This is a genomic window from Rubrivivax gelatinosus (assembly GCF_016583785.1).
Lineage (GTDB): Bacteria > Pseudomonadota > Gammaproteobacteria > Burkholderiales > Burkholderiaceae_C > Rubrivivax > Rubrivivax gelatinosus_B.
On record NZ_NRRU01000025.1, the window covers coordinates 17,586 to 38,188 of the forward strand.

A 20,603-nucleotide genomic window follows, 5' to 3' on the forward strand; every position below is an offset into this window, starting at 1 on the left:
CTGTCTATCGCACCCTGACTTCGCGATCGTCGGGTCAGACAGTTCTGGAGCCGCGGCGAACGCTTTAGCGGATTTGTTGAGCCAACCCCGCATGCTGCGGCGTCAGGCCCGGCGGGGGCTCGGTATCCTTCGGCTCCCCGCGTCGCCCCGCAAGTTGTCCTGTTAACTCGGCGACGCGCGGATCATACAAGCATGCATTTCCTGGTCCGCTGGCTATCTCGCCGTTCATTGAGATTTCTCCACATGTTGGGCGGTTTGCTGGGTTGGCTGGCCTACGCGTTGTCTCCCACCTACCGTCGCCGGCTGGCTGCCAACGCCGCGCTCGCCGGGCTGACGCCGGCCCAGCGCCGCGAAGCGGTGGCCGACGCCGGCCGCCTGGTGATGGAAGTGCCGCGGCTGTGGCTGCGCCCGCGCGAGCAGCCGATCGCCGACCCGGTGCGCTGGGAAGGCGCCGAACTGCTGGAGCCGCTGCTCGGCCGCGGCAAAGGCCTGGTGCTGCTGACGCCGCACATGGGCAGCTTCGAGATCGCCGCCCAGGCCTATGCCGAACGTTTCGGCGCACGCCAGCCGATCACCGTGCTCTACCGCCCGGCGCGCAAGCAGCTGCTGCGTGAACTGGAGGAGACCGCACGCGCCCGGCCCGCGCTGGCCACCGCGCCGGCGACGCTGGCCGGCGTGCGCCAGATGCTGCGCGCCTTGAAGAAAGGCGAAACCGTGGGCCTGCTGCCCGATCAGGTGCCGCCCGAAGGGCAGGGCGTGTGGGCGCCGTTCTTCGGCAAGCCCGCCTATACGATGACGCTGGCCGCGCGCCTGGTGCAGCAGACCGGCGCCGCCGTCGCGATCGTCTGGGCCGAGCGCCTGGAGCGCGGCAGCGGCTACGCGGTGCGTGTGCTGGCGCTGCCCGAGCCGCTGCCCGAAGGCGCTGATGACGAGGCGGCCGCGCTGGCCGTGAACCGTTCGATGGAAGCCGTGATCCGCATGAAGCCCACGCAGTACCTCTGGGGCTACCACCGCTACAAGGCGCCGCGCCGCGCCGCCGCGTCATGAACGCCGCCGCGCGCGTCGTGCTGGCGCTGGTCTGGCTGCTGCACTGGCTGCCGCTGGGGGTGCAGGCCGCGCTCGGCCAGGGCCTGGGCGCGCTGTTCTACCGTTTCGCCGGCCCGCGCCGGCGCATCGCGCTGCGCAATCTGGAGCTCTGTTTCCCCGAGATGCCGCTGGCCGAGCGCGAGCGCATCGCACGCGAGCACTTCGGCTGGCTGGGCCGCAGCCTGATCGAACGCGGCCTGCTCTGGTACGCCAGCCCCGAGCGCCTGAAGCGCCTGATCCAGGTCGAAGGCCAGGTGCACCTGGCCGACGAGAGCGAGCGCCCGGTGATGTGGCTGGTGCCGCACTTCATGGCGCTGGACGTCGCCGGCGCCGCGACCCAGCTGTTCCAGAAGCGCTGGGTGGCCTCGATCTACCAGCGCCAGAGCATCCCGGCCTTCGACGCCGCGATGCGCGCCGGCCGGCTGCGCTTCAAGCAGGGCGAGGTGTTTTCGCGCCACGAGAGCGTGCTGCCGCTGATCCGCGCGATCAAACGCGGCGCCGCCTTCTTCAACCTGCCCGACATGGACTTCGGCCGCCGCGAAGCCGTGTTCGTGCCCTTCTTCGGCGTACCGGCGGCCACGCTGATGGCGCCGGCCAAGATGGCGGCGTCGCTGAAGATGATCGTGCAGCCGGTGGTCGCCGAGTTCCTGCCTGGCGGCGCCGGCTACCGCGTGCGTTTCCTGCCTGCCTTCACCGACTGGCCCAGCGGCGACCCCGAGGCCGATGCGCGCCGCATGAACGAGTGGATCGAGAGCGAGATCCTGCGCAACCCGGCGCAGTACCTGTGGGTGCACAAGCGCTTCAAGACCCGCCCGCCGGGCGAGCCCAAGCTGTATGCGAAGCGATAATCGGCCGATGCGACTGCGCTTCACCAAGATGCACGGCGCCGGCAACGACTTCGTCGTGCTCGACGCCACCCGCAGGCCGCTGGAGCTGTCGGCCGCGCAGCTGCGTCACCTGGGCGACCGGCGCCTGGGCGTCGGTGCCGACCAGATCCTCCTGATCGAGCCGGCCAGCACGCCCGGCGTCGACTTCCGCTACCGCATCTTCAACAACACCGGCAACGAGGTCGAGCACTGCGGCAACGGCTCGCGCTGCTTCGTGCGCTACGTCGTCGACCACGGCCTGACGGACAAGAAGACCATCCGCGTCGAGACCGTCAACAACCAGCTCGAGCTGACGCTGGCCGACGACGGCCGCGTGCGCGTCGACATGAACCGCCCGATCTTCGATCTGGCGCGTGTGCCCTTCGACGCCAGCGGCCTGGTGCCGCGCGCCGAGGGCGGCTTCGAACTCTGGCCGCTGGCGGACGTCGGCGTCGAGCTCGCGGTGCTGTCTATGGGCAACCCGCACGCGGTGATGCGTGTCGCCGACGTCGACAGCGCGCCGGTGGCGACCATCGGCCCGCGTGTCGAGGGCCACCCGCGTTTTGCACGCCGCGTCAACGCCGGCTTTCTGCAGCTGCTGTCGCGCCGCGAGGTCCGGCTGCGTGTCTACGAACGCGATGCCGGCGAGACCCTGGCCTGCGGCAGCGGCGCCTGCGCCGCGGTCGTCGCCGGCATCCGCCTGGGCTGGCTCGACCGCCGCGTCGAGGTGCACGCGCGCGGCGGCGACCTGCTGATCGAGTGGCCCGACGACAGCGCCTCGGTGCTGATGACGGGCCCTGCCGTTACCGTCTTCGAAGGAGAGATCGAGCTGTGAACCTCCAGGGCATCACCGAGAACGACATCGCCGAGTACCTGGCCAACACGCCCGGTTTCTTCGAGCGCCACGCCGAGCTGCTGTCCAGCGTGCAGCTCACCAGCCCGCACGGCCAGCGTGCCGTCTCGCTGCAGGAGCGGCAGATGGAAATGCTGCGCGACCGCATCAAGGGTCTGGAGATGCGCATCGTCGAGATGATCCGGCACAGCCAGGAGAACGTCGGCATCGCCGACCGCCTGCACCGCTGGACCCGCGCGCTGCTCGTCACCGCCGACGCCGCCGCGCTGCCCGAGGTGCTGGTCGACGAGCTGCAGCACCAGTTCATGATCCCGCAGGCGGCGATCCGCGTCTGGGGCGTCGCCCCGGAGCACCAGGGCCAGCGCTACAGCGCCCCTGTGAGCGACGACGCCAAGAGCTTCGTCGACAGCCTCACGCAGCCGTACTGCGGCGTCAACGCCGGCTTCGAGTCGGTCGGCTGGCTGCCCGAGCCGACGGCCATCGCCTCGGTCGCGCTGATCCCGCTGCGCAGCGGCCCGGTCAGCTTCGGACTGCTGATCCTGGGCTCGCCCGACCCCACGCGCTACAGCGCCGACATGGGCACCGAGTTCCTGGCGCGCATCGGCGACGTCGCGGGTGCTGCCCTCTCTCGTCTGACCGCCTGAACGATCCGATGGACGGCACGCTGCCGGATGACGCGCAGCGCTGGCTGGACCACCTGAGCGTCGAGCGCCGCCTGTCGGCGCGCACGCTGACGCTGTACCGCGACGCCCTCGGCCGGCTGACGGCCTCGGCCGCGGCCGACGGCGTCGAGTTGCGCGCCGCGCTGCCGCACCACGTGCGCCGCTGGATGGCGCAGCTGCGCACCAGCGGCCTGGCGCCGCGCAGCATCGCGCTGGTGCTGTCGGCCTGGCGCGGGCTGTACCGCTGGTGGGGGCGCGAAGGGCTGGTGCCGGCGAACCCGGTCGACGGCCTGCGCGCGCCCAAGGCGCCCAAGCCGCTGCCCAAGGCGCTGTCGGTCGACCACGCGGTGGCGCTGGCCGAACACGAGAACGAAGACGGCGACGCCCGCCTGGCGGCGCGCGACCACGCCATCGTCGAGCTGCTCTACGGCTGCGGGCTGCGCATCGGCGAGCTGCTGGCGCTGGACCTGGCGCCCTCGGCCACGGCGGCCGGCTGGATCGACGTCGACGACGCCAGCGCCCACGTGCTGGGCAAAGGCCGCAAGCGCCGCAGCGTGCCGGTCGGCGCCAAGGCGCTGGAGGCGCTGGCGGCCTGGCTGGCGCAGCGGGCGCAGCTGGCGGCGGCCGGCGAGCCGGCGCTCTTCGTCAGCCGGCGTGGTGAGCGCCTGTCGCAAGGCGCCTTGCGCGCGCGGCTCAAGCAGATCGCGCTGCAGGCCGGGCTGCCGACGCACGTGCACCCGCACATGCTGCGCCACAGCTACGCCAGCCATCTGCTGCAGAGCAGCGGTGACCTGCGTGCGGTGCAGGAGCTGCTGGGCCACGCCAGCATCTCGACGACCCAGGTCTACACCCAGCTCGACTTCCAGCACCTGGCGCGTGCCTACGACGCCGCGCACCCGCGCGCCAAACGCAAGACGCCCGAAGGCGGCTGAAGGCTGCGCGCCCGGCCGCAGCGACAATCGCGCCCATGAAAACGATCAGACTGCGCGAAGGCAAGGAGCGCTCGCTGCAGCGCCGCCACCCCTGGGTGTTCCAGGGCAGCGTCGAAAAAGGCAAGGCCGACGCCGGCGAGACCGTGCGTGTGGAAGCCGCCGACGGCAGCTTCCTGGCCTGGGGCGCCTACAGCCCGAACTCGACGATCCGGGTGCGCGCCTGGAGCTTCGAAGCCAGCGAGCGCATAGACGCCGACTTCTTCGAGCGCCGCATCGCCCGTGCGCTGGCGCTGCGTGCGCGGCTGCCGGTGGCCAGCGACGGCGTGCGCCTGGTGCACGGCGAAGCCGACGGCCTGCCGGGTCTGGTCGTCGACCGCTACGGCGACCTGCTGTCGGTGCAGTTCCTGTCGGTGGGCAGCGTGCGCTGGAAGGACGTGATCGCCGACGCGCTGATGGTGCAGACCGGCGCGCGCGGCCTGTACGAGCGCTCCGACGCCAGCGTGCGTTCGCTCGAAGGGCTGGAGCCCGCCACCGGCTGGCTGCGGGGCGGCGGCGGCACCGAGGTCACGATCCGCGAACACGGCTGGAGGCTGACGCTGGACGTGGCCACCGGCCACAAGACCGGCTTCTACCTCGACCAGCGCGACAACCGCGCGCGTTTTGCCGAGCTGGTGCGCCAGCAGGGCGCACGCCGGGTGCTGAACTGCTTCAGCTACACCGGCGGATTCACCGTCGCGGCGCTGGCCGGCGGCGCCCGCCACGTCACCAGCATCGACTCGTCGGCACCGGCGCTGGAGCGTGTACGCGCCCACGTCGAGCTGAACGGTTTCGACGGCGCGCGCAGCCAGACGCAGGACGCCGACGTCAACCAGTTCCTGCGCGACGAGATCAAGGCCGGCCGCAGCTACGACGCCATCGTGCTGGACCCGCCCAAGTACGCGCCTACGGCCGCGCACGCCGAACGCGCGTCGCGTGCCTACAAGGACATCAACCGCCTGGCGCTGAAGCTGCTGGAGCCGGGTGGCCTGCTGCTGACCTTCAGCTGCTCGGGCGGCATCAGCGCCGACCTGTTCCACAAGATCGTCGCCGGCGCGGCGATGGACGCCGGTGTCGACGGTGCCATCCTGGCGCGGCTGGAGAGTGCGCCCGACCACCCGACGACGCTGTTCTTCCCCGAAGGCGAGTACCTGAAGGGGCTGGCGATCGTCAAGCAGTAGCGCCGGCGCTCAGCGCCCGCGCACCAGCGCCATCACCTTGGTGGTGTCGAGCGTGCGCGCCTGCTGCTGGATCTGCGGGCCGTACTGCGCCTGCAGCCCACGCGCCTGCTGCAGCAGGTCGGTGTAGGACTGGCGCAGCAGCTCGGCCGACAGCGTGCGGCCGCCCGCGTAGTAGCGCTTGGCGACGTGGCCCAGCGCCCAGGTCGTCGCGAACGCCAGCCCCGAGCTGACCGCCTGTTTGCCCAGGCCGCCGAACAGCCCCTTGCCCAGCAGCCCGCCGAGCAGCTTGCGCCCGGCCTGCTCCAGGTACTGCGAGGTGAGGCCCACGCCGGCGGTGGCCAGGAAGTCCTTCACGTGGCCGCTGTCCAGCGGGTAACCGTAGGCCAGGCCGACGCGGTGCACCAGCTTCATCTGCAGCGGGATGATGGCCAGCGTGGACAAGGACTCGGGCAGCAGCTCGAGCGCGCCGTTGACGACGGCCGCGTTGACGATGGCACGGTCGAGTTCGGCTTCGTCGACCACCGGTTTGGTGCCGGCGGCGGGTGCCGCGGCCACCGGCAGGGCGGCCTCGGCCAGTGTCTCGGCCTGCGCCGAGTAGGCGCTGGCTTCGGCGCCGTCCAGCTGCAGCCGCTGCGCCAGGTCGGCGAGGAAGGCACGTTCGGCGGCCGACTGCGCGCCGTCGGCATCGCAGACGCCCACCGCCATCTCGTAGGCCAGCTGGCGCGCCTCGGCGCTGCCCAGCGCGGCGGCGGCGCCGGCCACGTCCACACGCTTCAAAAGCACGTCCTGCACCAGCTGCGGCAGGCCGACCGCCGCGTCCTGCGCCAGGCCTTCGGCGATGCGGCGCACCTGCTCGTGCTCGCGTTCGTGCTTGCGGCCGTCGGCAAAAGCCGCCAGCAGGCTGATCGTCAGGATGGCGCGGGTGTCTTCGGTGTTCATGCGGCGGCCTCGTGGATGCAACGGCGCCGCACTCTAGCGACAGCGCCGAACACCGCCGGCGCGAAGGTGCTTGGGCGCCGTCAGCGCGCCGGCAGCGGCAGCCGCGGGTCGAACTTGGCGCGTTTGACGCTGAAGAAGGCCTTCACGTTGCGCACGTTGGCGTCCTGCGTGAACAGGCGCTGCACCAGCGCGTGGTAACCCGGCATGTCGGCGGCATGCACCACGAGCACGAAGTCCGGCCCCGGCGAGACGCGGTAGCACTGCTGCACCGCGGTGTCGGCGGCCACGCGCGCTTCGAACGTGTCCAGGTGCTCGGCGCCCTGGCGGTCGAGCGTGATCTCGACCAGTGCCGTCAGCCCCGGGCCCAGGCGTTCGGGCGAGAGGATGGCGACGCGGCGCTCGACGATGCCGGCGTCCAGCAGCCGCCGCACCCGGCGCAGCGCCGTCGCCGGCGAGGTCAGCGCACGTGCCGCCAGCTCCTGGTTGGACAGCGAGGCGTCGGTTTGCAGCAGGTCCAGCAGGCGCAGGTCGGTGGCGTCGAGTTCCATGGCGAAAGAATACGCCAAACGGATGCCTCATATGAAACGATAGTCCGATGCCGCATTAAAGCAGTTGAATCGTTCACGAAGCGCCGTCGAATGAATGAAAAGTTCAGGCTCGCGGTCCTAGGATGCCCGCACCGAGTTCCAAGAGGTTCACCCATGTGCGGCATCGTCGGCGCGGTCAGCGCGCGCAACATCGTCCCGATCCTGATCGAAGGCCTGAAGCGGCTGGAATACCGCGGCTACGACTCCTGCGGCGTGGCGGTGCACCAGGGCGGCGAGCTGCGCCGGGCGCGCAGCACCGCGCGTGTGGCCGAGCTGGAAGCCAACGTCGCGCGTGACGAGATTGCCGCCACCACCGGCATCGCCCACACGCGCTGGGCGACGCACGGCGCGCCGCTGGTGCACAACGCGCACCCGCACTTCTCGCCCGGCCCCGGCGGCGACGGCCCGGGGCGGGTGGCGCTGGTGCACAACGGCATCATCGAGAACCACGACGAGCTGCGCGCCGAGCTGCAGCTGCGCGGCTACGTCTTCACCAGCCAGACCGACACCGAGGTCATCGCCCACCTGGTGCACCGCTATTACGAAGGCGACCTGCTGGAAGCGGTGCAGCGCGCGCTGCCGCGGCTGCGCGGCGCCTACGCCATCGCCGTGTTCTGCCGCGACGAGCCGCACCGCGTGATCGGCGCGCGCCAGGGCTCGCCGCTGGTGCTGGGGCTGGGCGAGGGCGAGAACTTCGTCGCCTCGGACGCGATGGCGCTGGCCGGCGTCACCGACCGCATCGTCTACCTGGAAGAGGGCGACGTCGTCGACCTGCAGCTGGGCCGCGTGTGGATCAGCGCCGCCGACGAACAGGGCCGCTACCGCGGCGTGGAGCGCCCGGTGCGCACCGTGGCCGCCTACAGCGGTGCTGCCGAGCTGGGGCCGTACCGGCACTACATGCAGAAGGAGATCTTCGAGCAGCCCAAGGCGATCGCCGACACGCTGGACGGCGTGCCCGGCATCAGCCCCGAGCTGTTCGGCGACGGCGCGTACCGCGTGTTCAAGGAGATCGACCGCGTGCTGATCCTGGCCTGCGGCACCAGCTACTACGCCGGCAGCACCGCGCGCTACTGGCTGGAGTCGGTGGCCGGCATCCCGACCACGGTCGAGATCGCCAGCGAATACCGCTACCGCGACAGCGTGCCCGACCCGCGCACGCTGGTCGTCACCATCAGCCAGAGCGGCGAGACCGCCGACACGCTGGCTGCGCTGAAACACGCGCGCAGCCTGGGCATGAAGCACACGCTGACCATCTGCAACGTGGCGACCAGCGCGATGGTGCGCGAGTGCGAGCTGGCCTACGTCACGCGCGCCGGCGTGGAGATCGGTGTCGCCAGCACCAAGGCCTTCACGACCCAGCTGGTGGGCCTGTACCTGCTGACGCTGGCGCTGGCGCAGGTGAAGGGGCGGCTGACCGACGAGCAGGAAGCCGAGGAGCTGAAGGCGCTGCGCCATCTGCCGATGGCGCTGCAGGCCGTGCTGGCGCTGGAGCCGCAGGTCATCGCCTGGAGCGAGGACTTCTCGCGCAAGGAGAACGCGCTGTTCCTGGGCCGCGGGCTGCACTATCCGATCGCGCTGGAGGGAGCGCTGAAGCTCAAGGAGATCAGCTACATCCACGCCGAGGCCTACCCCGCCGGCGAGCTGAAACACGGCCCGCTGGCGCTGGTGACCGAGCAGATGCCGGTGGTGACGGTGGCGCCGAACGACGCGCTGCTGGAGAAGCTCAAGAGCAACATGCAGGAAGTGCGCGCCCGCGCCGGCCAGCTCTACGTCTTCGCCGACGCCGACACCCACATCGCCAGCGAACCCGGCGTGCACGTCATCCGCATGCCCGAGCACTACGGGCGGCTGTCGCCGATCCTGCACGTGGTGCCGCTGCAGTTGCTGGCGTATCACGTGGCTTGTGCGCGGGGAACGGATGTGGACAAGCCGCGGAATTTGGCGAAGTCGGTGACGGTGGAGTGAGGGGCTGCGCTGGCGGCACCGCCGTCAGCCAGGCGACCAGCGATGAAGTCGCTCCATCACCTCGGCTTTCGGCAGCCGCCGGCGCGGGTGGTTCGTGATGGCTGACCGGAACAACGTTCACGGCTCCGAACGCCAGCGCCAGGCGCACGGCAAAGCGCCCTCGAGCGCTATGCTCGTCACCAGTCTTTGTCGACTGAGTCAAGCGAGCTGTCCATGGAAACGCAGGCCCTGCATCGTGGCCGATTGATCGATCACGTCCAACTCGTGGTGCGGGATCTCCCGGCCAGTCAAGCCTTTTACGCCGCCATCCTCGATTCGCTCGGCGTGCCGATGGGCGGCACGGGCGAGGGCTACTTCTGGGCCGACGAGCTATTCGTCACCGCCGTCGACAGCCCGGCTGCGCTGGGGGTGCTGACCGGGCGCCATCACCTGGCCTTCCAGGCGCAGGACAGGGCGATGGTGGACAACTTCTACAAGGCCGCACTCGCCCATGGCGGCCAGGACCATGGCGCTCCCGGCGAGCGTGCCTACCATCCTGGTTATTACGCGGCTTTTGTCCTGGACCCGGACGGCAACAACATCGAAGCCGTCTATCACGGTGAAGCCAAACGCAGCGCTGCGTCGGTCGTGATCGAGTTCTGACCGCGGCGGCGGGCGGCATCACCGCGCCTCCAATGCCCTGCGGCCGAATCGGCGCCGGCGTGTAGTTCCGCCGCGGGAAGGCCAGCCGCACCAGGTCCATCACCCCGGGGCTTCTCGCGGCCGTCGGGCTGGCGGCCGAACATCACCTTGACGATCTCGCGCAGGCCCTGCGCCGGCTCGGCCAGCTCATCGTCCGAAGGCGCAGTGCCCCCATGCGGGTCTCGTCGTGCACGCCGAGCAGGAAGTCCACTTCGCGCAAAGTGCGCACGGGCCTGCCCTCGCGTTCGGCGGCCGCGGCTTCGCGCCGCTCCATGAGCTAGTCGCCGCTGCTGCGCGAGCGGGGCGCCTGTCGCCTGAAGCTCAGCCGGCTGCGGCAGTGCTGCCGCCCTGCGCCAGCGCCTGCGCGACGCGTTCAGCCAGCTCGACCAGCTGCCCGTCGATCGCCCGCGCCCGCGCCTGCAGCTCGTCGTCGGAGCCTGACCCGCCTGCCAGCGCCGCCTCGAAGCGGCCGACCTCGTCGGCCAGCGCGGTAGCGCCTATGGTCGCGCAGGCGCCGCGCAGCGAGTGCGCCTGGTCCTGCCAGGGCCGGCGCTGATCATCGGCCGGCGGCGTGCGCCAGGCCGGGATGCCGGAGCCATATCGCGCGACGAAACGCTGCAGCACGCGCGCCAACGCCCGGGGGTTCCCCGCGGTGTGGCGCAGGGCCGCCTGCACGTCCAGCGCCCCGGTCTCCTGCAGCGAGGCGGCCAGGCCGGCCGTGCCGCCACGTGTCGCGCCGGCGGCGGGTGCGGCGGCCTCGCCCGGCGGCAGCCAGCGCAGCAGGGTTTCGTAGAGCGTCATCGCCTCGACCGGTTTGGCGATGTGGTCGTTCATGCCCGCGGCCAGGCAGGCGGCCCGGTCCTCGCCGAAGGCGTTGGCCGTCATCGCGACGATGGGCAGGGCGTCGCCGAGCCGCGCGCGGATGCGGCGCGTCGCCTCCAGGCCGTCGGTTCCCGGCATCTGCATGTCCATCAGGATCATGTCGAAGCCGCCGCGTGCCGCCTGCTCGACCGCCTGCTCGCCGTCGGCTGCCACCTCGACGACGATGCCGGCATCCTCCAGCAGTGCGCAGGCCACCTCCTGGTTCACCTGGTTGTCCTCGGCCAGCAGCACGTGCGGCCGCGCCGGCCGGCGTTGCAGCCGCGTCAGGGCGTCGGACGGCCGCGCCGCCACCGGTGCACCCGCCGGCAGGCTCAGCAGCGCCTGCGACAGGGCGTCGTTGATCGACGACGGCGTGACCGGCTTGGCGAGCACGGCGACGAACTGCGCCTGCCGGGCACGGCTGCGAAGCGCGTCGGCGTCGTGGGCGGTCACGAGGATGCACGGCGGCAGCTCGCCTTCGTGGCGTCGCAGCTCGAGCACGGTCTCGATGCCGTCCAGCCCCGGCATGTGCCAGTCGACGACGAGCAGGTCATGGGGCCGGCCGGCGGCGCGTTCGGCGATGACAACTTTGATCGCCTGCGTGCCGTCGCCTGCCTCGTCGACCTGCATGCCGACGCGCCGCAGCAGGTCGGCGAGCACCTCGCGCGACTCGGCGAGGTCGTCGACCACCAGCGCCCGCATGCCGAACGGCGCCTGGACGGCAGGCCAGCGGACGTCGCCGCGGGCGTCGCCCTGGCCCAGCCAGCAGCTGAACCAGAAGCTGCTGCCCTGCCCGGGGCTGCTGTCGACGCCGACGTCGCCGCCCATCAGCCGCGCCAGGTGCCGCGTCAGCGCCAGGCCCAGGCCGGTGCCGCCGTAGCGGCGTGTCGTCGAGGCATCGGCCTGCTCGAAGGCCTGGAACAGCCGCGCCTGGCGCTCCGGCGCGATGCCGATCCCGGTGTCGCGGACCTCGAATCGCACCAGCAGGCGCCCGCCCTCGGAGGCGACGCGTTCGCCGCGCAGCCGGATCCAGCCGCTGTCGGTGAACTTGACGGCGTTGGCCAGCAGGTTGATCAGCGCCTGCGCCAGGTGCTTGGCGTCGCCGCGCAGCCGCTCGGGCAGCTGGCCGGCGTCCAGCACCAGCTCCAGCCCCTTGTGCGCCGCGCCTTCGGCCACCATGTCCAGCACGCGGTGCATCAGCTCGTCGCGCGAGAACTCGGCGTTCTCCAGCGTCAGCCGCCCGGCCTCGATCTTGGACAGGTCCAGGATGTCGTTGATGACCTGCAGCAGGTGGCGCGCCGCGTCGTCCACCTTGTGCAGGCGCTCGCGCAGCGTCGGTTCGGCGGCGTCGCGCGCCATCAGGTGGGTCAGGCCGATGATCGCGTTCATCGGCGTGCGGATCTCGTGGCTCATGTTGGCCAGGAAGGCGCTCTTGGCGCGGGTCGCCGTCTCGGCCTGGTCGACGCGCCGCGCGAGTTCTTCGTTGAGCTGCTCGAGCTTCTGTTCGGCCTGCTTCAGCGCGGTTATGTCGGTGCCCACCGCCAGGTAGCGCACGATCGTGCCGTCCGGGTCGAGCACCGGGACGATGACGCTGTCCATCCAGAACAGGCCGCCGTCCTTCGCGCGGTTGCACACCTCGCCCTGCCAGGCGCGGCCGGCGGCGATGGTCCGCCACAGCACGCTCCAGAACTCCGGCGCGTGCGTTCCCGAGCTGACGACGCGGTGGGTGCGGCCCAGAAGCTCGTCGCGCGAGCGCCCGCTGACGCGGCAGAAGTGCTCGTTGGCGTCGAGGATCGTGCCTTGGGGGTCGGTCACCGAGTACAGCGACTGCGCCGTGATCGCGGTGGACAGCGTCAGGTAGTCGCGCTGCGCGGCGCTGAGCGTGGCTTCGGCGAGCTCGGCGCGTTCGGTCGCGACGGCACGTTCCTGCTCGGCGCTGCGCAGCCGCGCCGCACGCTGGCCGGAGTCGCGCACGATGGCCGCCACGCCGACGACGTGGCCGGTCTCGTCGGCGATGGGCCCGAGCGCGATCGAGACGTCCAGCAGCTGCCCGTCGCGGCGGCGGCGCTGCGTGTCCAGCGGCTCGATGGCTTCGCCGGCAGCGGCGCGGCGCAGCAGCTGCGTGTCCTCCGCCTCGTGTCCCGGAGGCAGGATCAGCGAGGCCAGCGGCCGGCCCAGCGCTTCGGCGGCCGGATAGCCGAACAGGCGCTCGGCGCCGCGGTTCCAGTCGGTGACGCCGCCGTCCAGCGACAGGCCGACGATCGCGTCGCCCGAACGTTCGACGATGGCGGCTCGGCGCGAACGTTCGATGGCCGTCTGGCGCCGCTGCGCCGCCGCCCCGGCCAGCAGCGCGGCCGCGAAGGCCGCCAGCGCACTGGCCGCGGCACCGGCGAGGAACAGCGTGCGCGGCTCGGTGCCGACGGGCCGCGCCATGAAGGCCGGCGTGGCGCTCATCTGCAGGCGCCAGCGGCGGCCGAGCACCTCGCGCTCGACCACGGTGCGCACCGTCTCGTCGCCGGCCTTCAGTCCGCTGTCGTAGAAGCGCCCGGCCGAGCCGGTCTCGCCCTCGGTCACGTCGTCGGCGGCGAGATGGAAGAGGTCGGTGGCCAGGCCGGTCGCGGCGATCAGCTCGGGCGCGACGATGGGCGCGTAGGTCCAGCCCCAGACCTCGCCGTCGGCGGGCGCGCCGGCCAGCCGCACCGGCAGCAGCATCAGGAAACCCTGGGCTGGCGCCGTGGTGGCCTGCACCAGCGTGATCGGCGCGCTGATCGCGGCCGCATTGCTGCGCATCGCGAGCGCCGCGGCGGCGCGGCGCCGGGGCTCCGACGCGATGTCCAGCCCAGACGCACCCGCGTTGCGGACGCCCGGAGCGACGTCGACGATCACCCAGTGCTCGCCATCGTGAGGTGCCAGATGACGGACCTGGAAGCCCGTCCAGCCCCGGCGGCGGATGTCTTGCGCGAAGGCCGCCTCCTCGCCCTGCGTCACGCGCTGGATGTAGCCGACGCCGCGCGCGCCGGGAAACTCGCGGTCGAGGTCGCGTGTCTGGCTGTAGGCCAGGAAGGCCGCCCGGTCCAGCCGCTGCGGCCCCAGCGCGACGATGGCACCACGCAGGCCGCGCAGCCCGCGTTCGTAGCTCAGGACGTTGGCCCTCAGCTGGTCGGCGGCGCCCGCCGCGAGATGCACGAACTGCTCCTGGCGCTGCTGCGTGACCGAGCGCTGCTGATGCCAGGCCAGCGCGGCGCTGATGACGAGCCCCGCCAGCAGCACGGCTGCGGCCGTCAGGGCCTTGGCGGCGGAAACCTGCGACACCGGGGCGAGGTTCATCGCCGACGATGGTACGGTGGAACCCGGTGACCCTGGCGTGTGGAAAACGCGCCGCGCATCCCTCGCCGGAAGGGGCGTCCCCGCGTGTCGGGCGCGCGCGGGGACGCCTGCCGCGTCAGGGCGCCAGCTTCTCGAACCGGCAGGTGAAGTGCCGCATCAGCTTGGGCTCGCTGACGATCCGGTACCCCGTCAGCCCGTCCTTGCCCGCCGCCACCTCCTCGAAGGCCTCGACGACGTAGTCGGCGTGGCTCTGGGTGTAGGTCCGCCGCGGGAAGGCCAGCCGCACCAGGTCCATCGCCCCGGGCTTCTCGCTGCCGTCGGGCTGGCGGCCGAACATCACCGTGCCGATCTCGCAGCTGCGGATGCCGGCCACCTCGTACAGCGCCACGGCCAGCGCCTGGCCCGGGTACTGCAGCGGCGGGATGTGCGCCAGCCAGGCGCGTGCGTCGATGAATACCGCGTGGCCGCCGGCGGGCTTGACGACCGGGATGCCCATCGCGTCCAGGCGCTCGACGATGTAGGCGTTGGTGCGGATGCGGTAGCGCAGGTAGTCCTCGTCGACGATCTCGCGCAGCCCTTGCGCCAGCGCGTCCAGGTCGCGCCCGGCCAGGCCGCCGTAGGTCGGGAAACCTTCGGTGCGGATCAGGTGCTGGCGTGCCTGCTCGGCCAGCTCGTCGTCGTTCAGCGCCAGCCAGCCGCCGATGTTGCCGAAGGCGTCCTTCTTGGCGCTCATCGTCATGCCGTCGGCCACCGCGAAGCAGTCGCGCACGATGTCCTCGATCGAACGCCCGCCCTGGCCTTCTTCGCGCGTCTTGATGAACCAGGCGTTCTCGGCGAAGCGGCAGCCGTCGATGACGAAAGGCTTGCCGTGGCGGTGCGCCAGCTCGGCCACGGCGCGGATGTTGGCCAGGCTCACCGGCTGGCCGCCGCCGGCGTTGTTGGTGATGGTGATCATCACCAGCGGCACCTCGTCGTGGTGGCGCTGCAGGTAGGCCTCCAGCCGCTCCAGGTCCATGTTGCCCTTGAACGGGTGCTCGCTGCGCGGGTCCCGGCCTTCGGCGATGACGAGGTCGTCGCCGATCGCGCCCGAGGCCTCGATGTTGCCGCGCGTGGTGTCGAAGTGCGTGTTCGACGGGATGCGCCGGCCGGCCCCGCCGAAGATCGAGAACAGGATCGCCTCCGCGGCCCGGCCCTGGTGCGTCGGGATCACGTGCCTGAACGGCATCAGGTGCTTCACCGCCGCTTCGAAGCGGTAGAAGCTGGGGCTGCCGGCGTAGCTCTCGTCGCCGCGCATCACGGCGGCCCACTGCAGCGAGGACATGGCGCCGGTGCCGGAGTCGGTCAGCAGGTCGATCAGGACGGCGTCCGAGGGCAGGCCGAAGAGGTTGTGGCCGGTGGCAACGAGGTGTTGCTGGCGCTCTTCGCGGGTCGTCAGGCGGATCGGTTCGACCGACTTGATGCGGAAGGGCTCGATGATGGTCTTCATCCAAGGGGCTCCAGTACGGCCCCGTACTCCCGCGGCAACCGTTGCGCGATGGGGCCGATGCGCTGCGGTTGCCCGGAAATGCCGGACCGCGCTCAGCGCCCAAAGGGGTTGCGGGGCGGCATTGTGCTGAGCTTTTCCGCCGGGTCAAGGCTCCCGGCATCGCGGCCGGGCCCGGCGCCGGCGCCCCCGCCGCCGCAAAGGCGTATCGCGCCCCGCACGGTGCTGCCGTAGCCTGCGCTGCCGTCCCCACCGGAGCCGCGCCATGGACAAGATCCTCGTCTTCTACGGCTCGTACCGCAGCGACCGCGTCGGCATCCGCCTGGCGCAGTTCATCGTCGACGGCCTGCGTGCACGCGGCGCGGCGCCGGAACTGGTCGACGCCCAGGCGGTCGGCCTGCCGATGCTCGACCGCATGTACAAGGAGTACCCGGCCGGCCAGGCGCCGCAGGCGATGGAAGACCTGGCGCGCAGGATCCGCGGCGCCGACGCCTTCGTCTTCGTCTGCGGCGAATACAACTGGGGCCCGCAGCCGGGGCTGAAGAACCTGACCGACCACTTCCTCGAGGAGTGGTTCTGGCGCCCGGCGGCGATCGCCAGCTATTCGGCCGGGCGCTTCTCGGGCGTGCGTTCGGGCAGCACCTGGCACGCCATCCTGTCCGAGATGGGCATGGTCGTGATCTCCAGCGCGCTGGCCGTCGGGCCGATCGCGCAGACGCTGGACGCCGACGCCCAGCCGCAGGGCGGCCCGGGCGAGTCGCTGCGCAAGGCCTTCACACGTTTCGCCGACGACCTGGCCTGGTGGACCGAGGCGGCGCGCGCGCAGCGGGGGAGGGTGGCGCCGCCGTATTGATGACCCGGGCGCGCCGCGGGGTGGTGTCGCCGGGGTGACCCGCCGTGGCACGGCAGCCGCCGCTGTCATCGCGCTTTCACCCGCCGTGCTGATGATCCGCGGATTTCCATGACCCCCGGTGACCTCCCATGTCCGTGACTCCGCGACTGCGCCCGATCTCCTTGCGCCGCACGGCGCTGCTCTGCGTCACCTCGCTGGCCGTGGCCGCGCTGTCGGCCTGCGGCGGCGACGGCGGCGATGACGACAGCTACCCGGCGATCGAGATCAACATCGCCCACGTCAACGACCACCACTCGCAGCTCGAGCCCTTCAGCGGCGTCACGCTGACGCTGGGTGGCGAGGCCACGCAGGTCGAGCTCGGCGGCTTCTCGCGCCTGACGACGCTGTTCGACGCCCAGTCCGGCACCAAGAACCTGCTGAAGCTGCATGCGGGCGACGCCGTCACCGGCACGCTCTACTACACCTTCTTCAAGGGCGAGGCCGACGCGAAGATGATGAACACCGTCTGCTTCGACGCCTTCGAACTCGGCAACCACGAGTTCGACGACGGCGACCAGGCGACGCGCAACTTCGTCGACATGCTGCACGCCGGCAGCTGCCAGACGCCGGTGCTCGGCGCCAACGTCGTGCCTGCCAGCGGCACGCCGCTGAACCCGTCCGGCACCTCGCTGGTCAAGCCGTACACGATCAAGACCTACGACGGCGTCAAGGTCGGCATCGTCGGCATCGACATCGCCGGCAAGACGACGAACTCCTCGCGCCCGCTGGCGACGACGCAGTTCCTCGACGAGGTCACGACGGCGCAGAAGTACATCGACGAGCTCAAGCAGCAGGGCATCCGCCACATCGTGCTGCTGACGCACCAGGGCTACGACGTCGACAAGGCGATGGCCGCCAAGCTGAGCGACGTCGACGTCATCATCGGCGGCGACTCGCACACGCTGCTCGGCGACTTCAGCGCCTTCGGCGTCGCCAGCTCGGGCGCCTACCCGACGCAGGTCACGAACAAGGACGGCGCCAAGGTCTGCATCGGCCAGGCCTGGGAGTACGCCAAGGTCTTCGCGCTGATGAACGTGAAGTTCGACGACAAGGGCGCGGTGGCCAGCTGCAGCGGCAACGCCTCGCTGGTCATCGGCGACAGCTTCGCGCGCAAGAACAGTTCGGGCAGCTTCGTCGCCGTCGACGACGCCACCAAGGCCAACATCGTCGCCAGCCTGGCCAACGAGCCGCGCGTCAAGGTGACGACGCCCGATGCCGACGCTGCGGCGCTGCTCGCGACCTACACCACGCAGGTCGCGGCCGAGAAGACCAAGACCATCGGCACCGCCACCGAGGCGCTGTGCCTGGTGCGCGTGCCCGGCGAGACGACCAACCGCTCGTCCGGCGTCGCCGGCTGCATCGAAGCGGGTGCCGAAGCCAATCTGCAGGCGCGCGGCAGCGACGCGGCGCAGATCGTCGCCCAGGCCTTCCTCGCGGCCAGCAAGCGCGCGCACTTCGCGCTGCAGAACGCTGGCGGCGTGCGTGTGCCGCTGAAGGCCGGCACGCTGACGATGAACGACGCGTTCACGCTGCTGCCCTTCACCAACGTGCTCGTCGAGATCGACGTCACCGGCGCGCAGATGGTCGCCGCGCTCGAGGACGCCGTCTCCAACCACCTCGACAACGCCCAGTCCAGCGGCTCGCATCCCTACGCCGCCGGCCTGCGCTGGAACCTGGACATGAGCAAGGCCAAGGGCAGCCGCTTCAGCCAGGTGCAGGTGAAGGACCGCGTCACCGGCGCCTGGTCGGCGATCGACCCGGCCAAGACCTACACGCTGGTGACCAACGACTTCGTCGCCGCCGGTCAGGACGGCTACCGCACGCTGGGCACGGTCTACGCCACCGGCGCCTACGTGAACACCTACCTGCTCTACACCCAGACCTTCGCCGACTACGTGAAGGCCCAGGGCACGGTGGCGCGGCCGGCGCGTGCCGACTATTCGCACCAGCAGGTGATCACGGCCGCGGGCGTGCAACTGCCCTGAGCCTGAGGCGGGCGGCGCGGCCGCCCGCGTCTCAGCGCCGCCCGGCCCGCCAGCGGCCGGGCGTCACGCCGGTCCAGCGCCGGAAGGCGCGTGTGAACGAGCTCTGCTCGGCATAACCGAGCCGGCTGGCCACCTCCACCAGCGCCAGCCCGGGTGTCGCCAGCAGCCGCGCCGCCTCTTCGCGGCGGAACTCCTCGACCACCTCGCTGAAGCTGCGGCCGATCTCGGTCAGCCGGCGCTGCAGCGTGCGTTCGGATACGCCCAGCAGCTCGGCCAGACGTGCGGCGTCGGCGTGGCCTTGCGCCAGCGCGTCGCGCAGCCGCGCCCGCAGCGCCTGCTGCAGCGACGAGTCGCCCGGCTGCGCGAGCTCCAGCCTGGCCGCCATGTCCTTCAGCGCGGCGTGCAGCATCGGGTCGGCGCTGCAGGTCGGCAGCGCCCAGGTGGCGGCATCGATCAGCATCTCGGCGCAGGGGTGGCCGTAGGCCGGCGGCTGGCCGAACAAGGCCAGGCGCTCGGCGTCGTCGCCCGCCGGCCGCGCCACCGGCAGCCCCAGCAGCCGCGGCCGGAAGCCCCCGCCGGTGACGTGGTGCAGGCGCAGGAACAGCGTCGCCAGCGTGAACTCCAGTGCCTGCACCGGCATCGGCGCCAGCGCGCGCACGCGCAAGGCGTGGCCGCCGTCGTCCAGCGGGTCGATCTCCAGCGCGGTGTCGGTGGACACCATCGCGAAGTGCAGCCGCGCCGACTCGCAGCCGCCGGCCACGGTGTCGGCGCTGCCGACCAGGTAGTCCAGCGCCCCGAAGGCGCCGAACGCGATCGTGCCGGCCAGCGCGCTGGGCAGGCCGGGGCCGTGCAGCGGTTCGGCTGCGTGCCACATGCGCACGTAGGCCTGCGCCGGCACCAGCGCGTCCGGCGCGTCGGGCAGCGGCCCCAGCGCGGCCTGCACGCGCGCCGCGTCCAGCCCCAGCGCGGGCAGGCCCTGGAGCTGCAGCCTGAGCGTCAGCGCGGGCACCCAGGCCGGCGCTTCAGCCATGGAGCCGGATGTTCAGAGACTGGCGCGTTCTGGCAAGCCGGCGCGGGGCCCGGTTCATACAGTGAGTCCATCGAAGAGCGAGCCGGAAGCTTAGAACAATGAAACGACGTTCCTGGATGCGGGTGCTGGCCGCCGGCGGCGTGACGACCCTGCTGCCGGGCTGCGACACGATGCCGGCTGCAGCCACGGCCCCCTGGCACGAACCCGGGGCCGGCGAAACCGACCCGCGGCGGCGGGCGCTGGCCTGGGCGCTGCTGGCGCCCAGCCCGCACAACCTGCAGAGCTGGGTGGCCGACCTGCGCGAGCCCGGCCTGATCCGGCTGTCGGTCGACCTGCAGCGCCTGCTGCCGGCCGCCGACCCGCAGAACCGCCAGGTGCTGATCGGCTGCGGCGCCTTCCTCGAACTGCTGTGCCTGGCCGCCGCCGCGCAGGGCCAGCGCGCCGACGTGACGCTGCTGCCCGAAGGCGAGTACGCCGCAGGGGGCGTCGATGCGCGGCCGTTCGCCAGCGTCCGGCTGACGGCCGACGCCGGCCTGCGGCCCGACCCGCTGTTCGCCGCGGTGCCGCTGCGCCGCAGCAACCGTGCGCCTTATGGCGAGCGCATGCCCGACGCCGCCCTGCTGGCGACCCTGGCCGCTGCGGCGCGGCGCCCCGGCCTCACGCTGCGCGCCAGCACCGAGCCCGCCCCGGTGCGCCGCGTGTGTGCGCTGGCGGCCGCTGGCTGCCGCGTGGAGTTCGGCGACGCCGCCACCTGGGCCGAGAGCGCCGGCCTGATGCGCGTCGGCGCCGCGGCCGTGGCCGCCGAGCCCTCGGGTTTTGCCGTCACCGGGCTGCAGGCCTGGTTCGCACGACGGCTCGGCCTGCTGGACGACGAGACCCGGCGCCGCACCGACGGCGTGGTCGCGCACGCGGCACTGGCCGCCGCGCTGGACGCGATCGGCCATACGCCGGCCTGGGTCTGGCTGGTCAGCGCCGACAACAGCCGGCGCACGCAGATCGAGGCCGGCCGCGCCTACCTGCGCACCGACCTGGCCGCCGCGCAACAGGGCTGGGCGCTTCACCCGAACTCGCAGCTGCTGCAGGAGTTCGACGCGATGGCGCCGCTGTACCAGCGCCTGCACGCCGAACTCGGCGTAGCCGCGCCGGCGCGGGTGCAGATGCTCGTGCGCCTGGGCGTCGCGCCGCGCCCCGAACCCGCGCCGCGGCGCCCGCTGGGCCGCTTCGTGCGCAGCTGAAC

General features: G+C 71.8%; 16 protein-coding genes. 11 read left to right on the top strand and 5 right to left on the bottom strand.

Going from position 1 to position 20,603, the window contains the following annotated elements; all coding sequences use genetic code 11:
- The first annotated feature begins 192 nt into the window (after positions 1-192).
- From CKO43_RS08605 to CKO43_RS08630, 6 genes are read left to right on the top strand one after another with little or no spacing between them, the layout of a single operon-like run.
- A complete protein-coding gene (locus CKO43_RS08605; RefSeq protein WP_200227137.1) occupies positions 193-1,047 on the top strand; it encodes a lysophospholipid acyltransferase family protein in 855 nt (284 codons plus the stop codon).
- Entirely contained in the window at positions 1,044-1,934 is an 891-nt protein-coding gene (locus CKO43_RS08610; RefSeq protein ID WP_200227139.1) for an LpxL/LpxP family acyltransferase, read from the top strand. Before CKO43_RS08605 ends, CKO43_RS08610 begins: the two co-directional genes overlap by 4 nt.
- A 7-nt stretch (positions 1,935-1,941) precedes the next feature.
- Complete coding sequence (gene dapF, locus CKO43_RS08615; RefSeq protein WP_200227141.1) at positions 1,942-2,787, top strand: diaminopimelate epimerase; 846 nt, start codon at positions 1,942-1,944, stop codon at positions 2,785-2,787.
- Positions 2,784-3,449, top strand: a complete 666-nt coding sequence (locus CKO43_RS08620; protein WP_200227143.1) for a DUF484 family protein — start codon at positions 2,784-2,786, stop codon at positions 3,447-3,449. The genes dapF and CKO43_RS08620 overlap by 4 nt, the downstream gene beginning before the upstream one ends.
- Positions 3,450-3,457: 8 nt before the next feature.
- On the top strand, positions 3,458-4,399 hold the full coding sequence (locus CKO43_RS08625) for a tyrosine-type recombinase/integrase (protein ID WP_200378392.1): 942 nt from the start codon (positions 3,458-3,460) through the stop codon (positions 4,397-4,399).
- Between the two features lie 35 nt (positions 4,400-4,434).
- A complete protein-coding gene (locus CKO43_RS08630; RefSeq protein WP_200378393.1) occupies positions 4,435-5,616 on the top strand; it encodes a class I SAM-dependent rRNA methyltransferase in 1,182 nt (393 codons plus the stop codon).
- A 9-nt stretch (positions 5,617-5,625) separates the two neighbouring features.
- Here the strand turns inward: CKO43_RS08630 and CKO43_RS08635 are convergent, their stop codons facing one another.
- The gene (locus CKO43_RS08635; protein WP_200378394.1) at positions 5,626-6,555 is read right to left on the bottom strand and encodes a YcjF family protein; all 930 of its coding nucleotides are present in this window, start codon (positions 6,553-6,555) and stop codon (positions 5,626-5,628) included.
- Positions 6,556-6,635: 80 nt separating this feature from the next.
- A complete protein-coding gene (locus tag CKO43_RS08640; protein ID WP_200378408.1) occupies positions 6,636-7,103 on the bottom strand; it encodes an Lrp/AsnC family transcriptional regulator in 468 nt (155 codons plus the stop codon).
- 153 nt (positions 7,104-7,256) lie between these two features.
- On the opposite strand from CKO43_RS08640, the gene glmS reads away from it, so the two are divergent.
- Together glmS and CKO43_RS08650 are read left to right on the top strand one after the other, a co-directional pair.
- On the top strand, positions 7,257-9,107 hold the full coding sequence (glmS, locus tag CKO43_RS08645; RefSeq protein WP_200227151.1) for a glutamine--fructose-6-phosphate transaminase (isomerizing): 1,851 nt from the start codon (positions 7,257-7,259) through the stop codon (positions 9,105-9,107).
- A gap of 213 nt (positions 9,108-9,320) precedes the next feature.
- Positions 9,321-9,749, top strand: coding sequence for a VOC family protein (locus CKO43_RS08650; protein WP_200227152.1), 429 nt, complete (start codon positions 9,321-9,323; stop codon positions 9,747-9,749).
- 360 nt (positions 9,750-10,109) lie between these two features.
- Here the strand turns inward: CKO43_RS08650 and CKO43_RS08655 are convergent, their stop codons facing one another.
- Positions 10,110-13,976: a CHASE domain-containing hybrid sensor histidine kinase/response regulator gene (locus CKO43_RS08655; RefSeq protein WP_200378395.1), complete on the bottom strand. Its 3,867-nt coding sequence runs from the start codon at positions 13,974-13,976 to the stop codon at positions 10,110-10,112.
- A gap of 115 nt (positions 13,977-14,091) precedes the next feature.
- Positions 14,092-15,462, bottom strand: coding sequence for a tryptophanase (locus CKO43_RS08660; RefSeq protein ID WP_200378396.1), 1,371 nt, complete (start codon positions 15,460-15,462; stop codon positions 14,092-14,094).
- 262 nt (positions 15,463-15,724) lie between these two features.
- Here CKO43_RS08660 and CKO43_RS08665 point away from each other — a divergent pair, with 262 nt between their 5' ends.
- Both CKO43_RS08665 and CKO43_RS08670 read left to right on the top strand, forming a co-directional pair.
- Positions 15,725-16,312 carry an NADPH-dependent FMN reductase gene (locus CKO43_RS08665; protein ID WP_200378397.1) on the top strand — a complete coding sequence of 196 codons (588 nt, stop codon included), beginning with the start codon at positions 15,725-15,727 and terminating at the stop codon, positions 16,310-16,312.
- Positions 16,313-16,440: 128 nt separating this feature from the next.
- Complete coding sequence (locus CKO43_RS08670) at positions 16,441-18,336, top strand: bifunctional metallophosphatase/5'-nucleotidase (RefSeq protein WP_200378398.1); 1,896 nt, start codon at positions 16,441-16,443, stop codon at positions 18,334-18,336.
- A gap of 31 nt (positions 18,337-18,367) precedes the next feature.
- Here CKO43_RS08670 and CKO43_RS08675 read toward each other — a convergent pair whose 3' ends face one another.
- Positions 18,368-19,366, bottom strand: coding sequence for a helix-turn-helix transcriptional regulator (locus CKO43_RS08675; RefSeq protein WP_200378399.1), 999 nt, complete (start codon positions 19,364-19,366; stop codon positions 18,368-18,370).
- 98 nt (positions 19,367-19,464) lie between these two features.
- On the opposite strand from CKO43_RS08675, the gene CKO43_RS08680 reads away from it, so the two are divergent.
- Positions 19,465-20,601: an Acg family FMN-binding oxidoreductase gene (locus CKO43_RS08680; RefSeq protein ID WP_200378400.1), complete on the top strand. Its 1,137-nt coding sequence runs from the start codon at positions 19,465-19,467 to the stop codon at positions 20,599-20,601.
- Positions 20,602-20,603: the final 2 nt, after the last annotated feature.

Bases quoted from the DNA above. Each gene is read 5' to 3' on its own strand.
- CKO43_RS08605 (WP_200227137.1), top strand. From the start codon at position 193: ATGCATTTCCTGGTCCGCTGGCTATCTCGCCGTTCATTGAGATTTCTC.
- CKO43_RS08610 (WP_200227139.1), top strand. From the start codon at position 1,044: ATGAACGCCGCCGCGCGCGTCGTGCTGGCGCTGGTCTGGCTGCTGCAC.
- dapF (WP_200227141.1), top strand. From the start codon at position 1,942: ATGCGACTGCGCTTCACCAAGATGCACGGCGCCGGCAACGACTTCGTC.
- CKO43_RS08625 (WP_200378392.1), top strand. From the start codon at position 3,458: ATGGACGGCACGCTGCCGGATGACGCGCAGCGCTGGCTGGACCACCTG.
- CKO43_RS08630 (WP_200378393.1), top strand. From the start codon at position 4,435: ATGAAAACGATCAGACTGCGCGAAGGCAAGGAGCGCTCGCTGCAGCGC.
- CKO43_RS08635 (WP_200378394.1), bottom strand. From the start codon at position 6,555: ATGAACACCGAAGACACCCGCGCCATCCTGACGATCAGCCTGCTGGCG.
- CKO43_RS08640 (WP_200378408.1), bottom strand. From the start codon at position 7,103: ATGGAACTCGACGCCACCGACCTGCGCCTGCTGGACCTGCTGCAAACC.
- glmS (WP_200227151.1), top strand. From the start codon at position 7,257: ATGTGCGGCATCGTCGGCGCGGTCAGCGCGCGCAACATCGTCCCGATC.
- CKO43_RS08650 (WP_200227152.1), top strand. From the start codon at position 9,321: ATGGAAACGCAGGCCCTGCATCGTGGCCGATTGATCGATCACGTCCAA.
- CKO43_RS08655 (WP_200378395.1), bottom strand. From the start codon at position 13,976: ATGAACCTCGCCCCGGTGTCGCAGGTTTCCGCCGCCAAGGCCCTGACG.
- CKO43_RS08660 (WP_200378396.1), bottom strand. From the start codon at position 15,462: ATGAAGACCATCATCGAGCCCTTCCGCATCAAGTCGGTCGAACCGATC.
- CKO43_RS08665 (WP_200378397.1), top strand. From the start codon at position 15,725: ATGGACAAGATCCTCGTCTTCTACGGCTCGTACCGCAGCGACCGCGTC.
- CKO43_RS08670 (WP_200378398.1), top strand. From the start codon at position 16,441: ATGTCCGTGACTCCGCGACTGCGCCCGATCTCCTTGCGCCGCACGGCG.
- CKO43_RS08675 (WP_200378399.1), bottom strand. From the start codon at position 19,366: ATGGCTGAAGCGCCGGCCTGGGTGCCCGCGCTGACGCTCAGGCTGCAG.
- CKO43_RS08680 (WP_200378400.1), top strand. From the start codon at position 19,465: ATGAAACGACGTTCCTGGATGCGGGTGCTGGCCGCCGGCGGCGTGACG.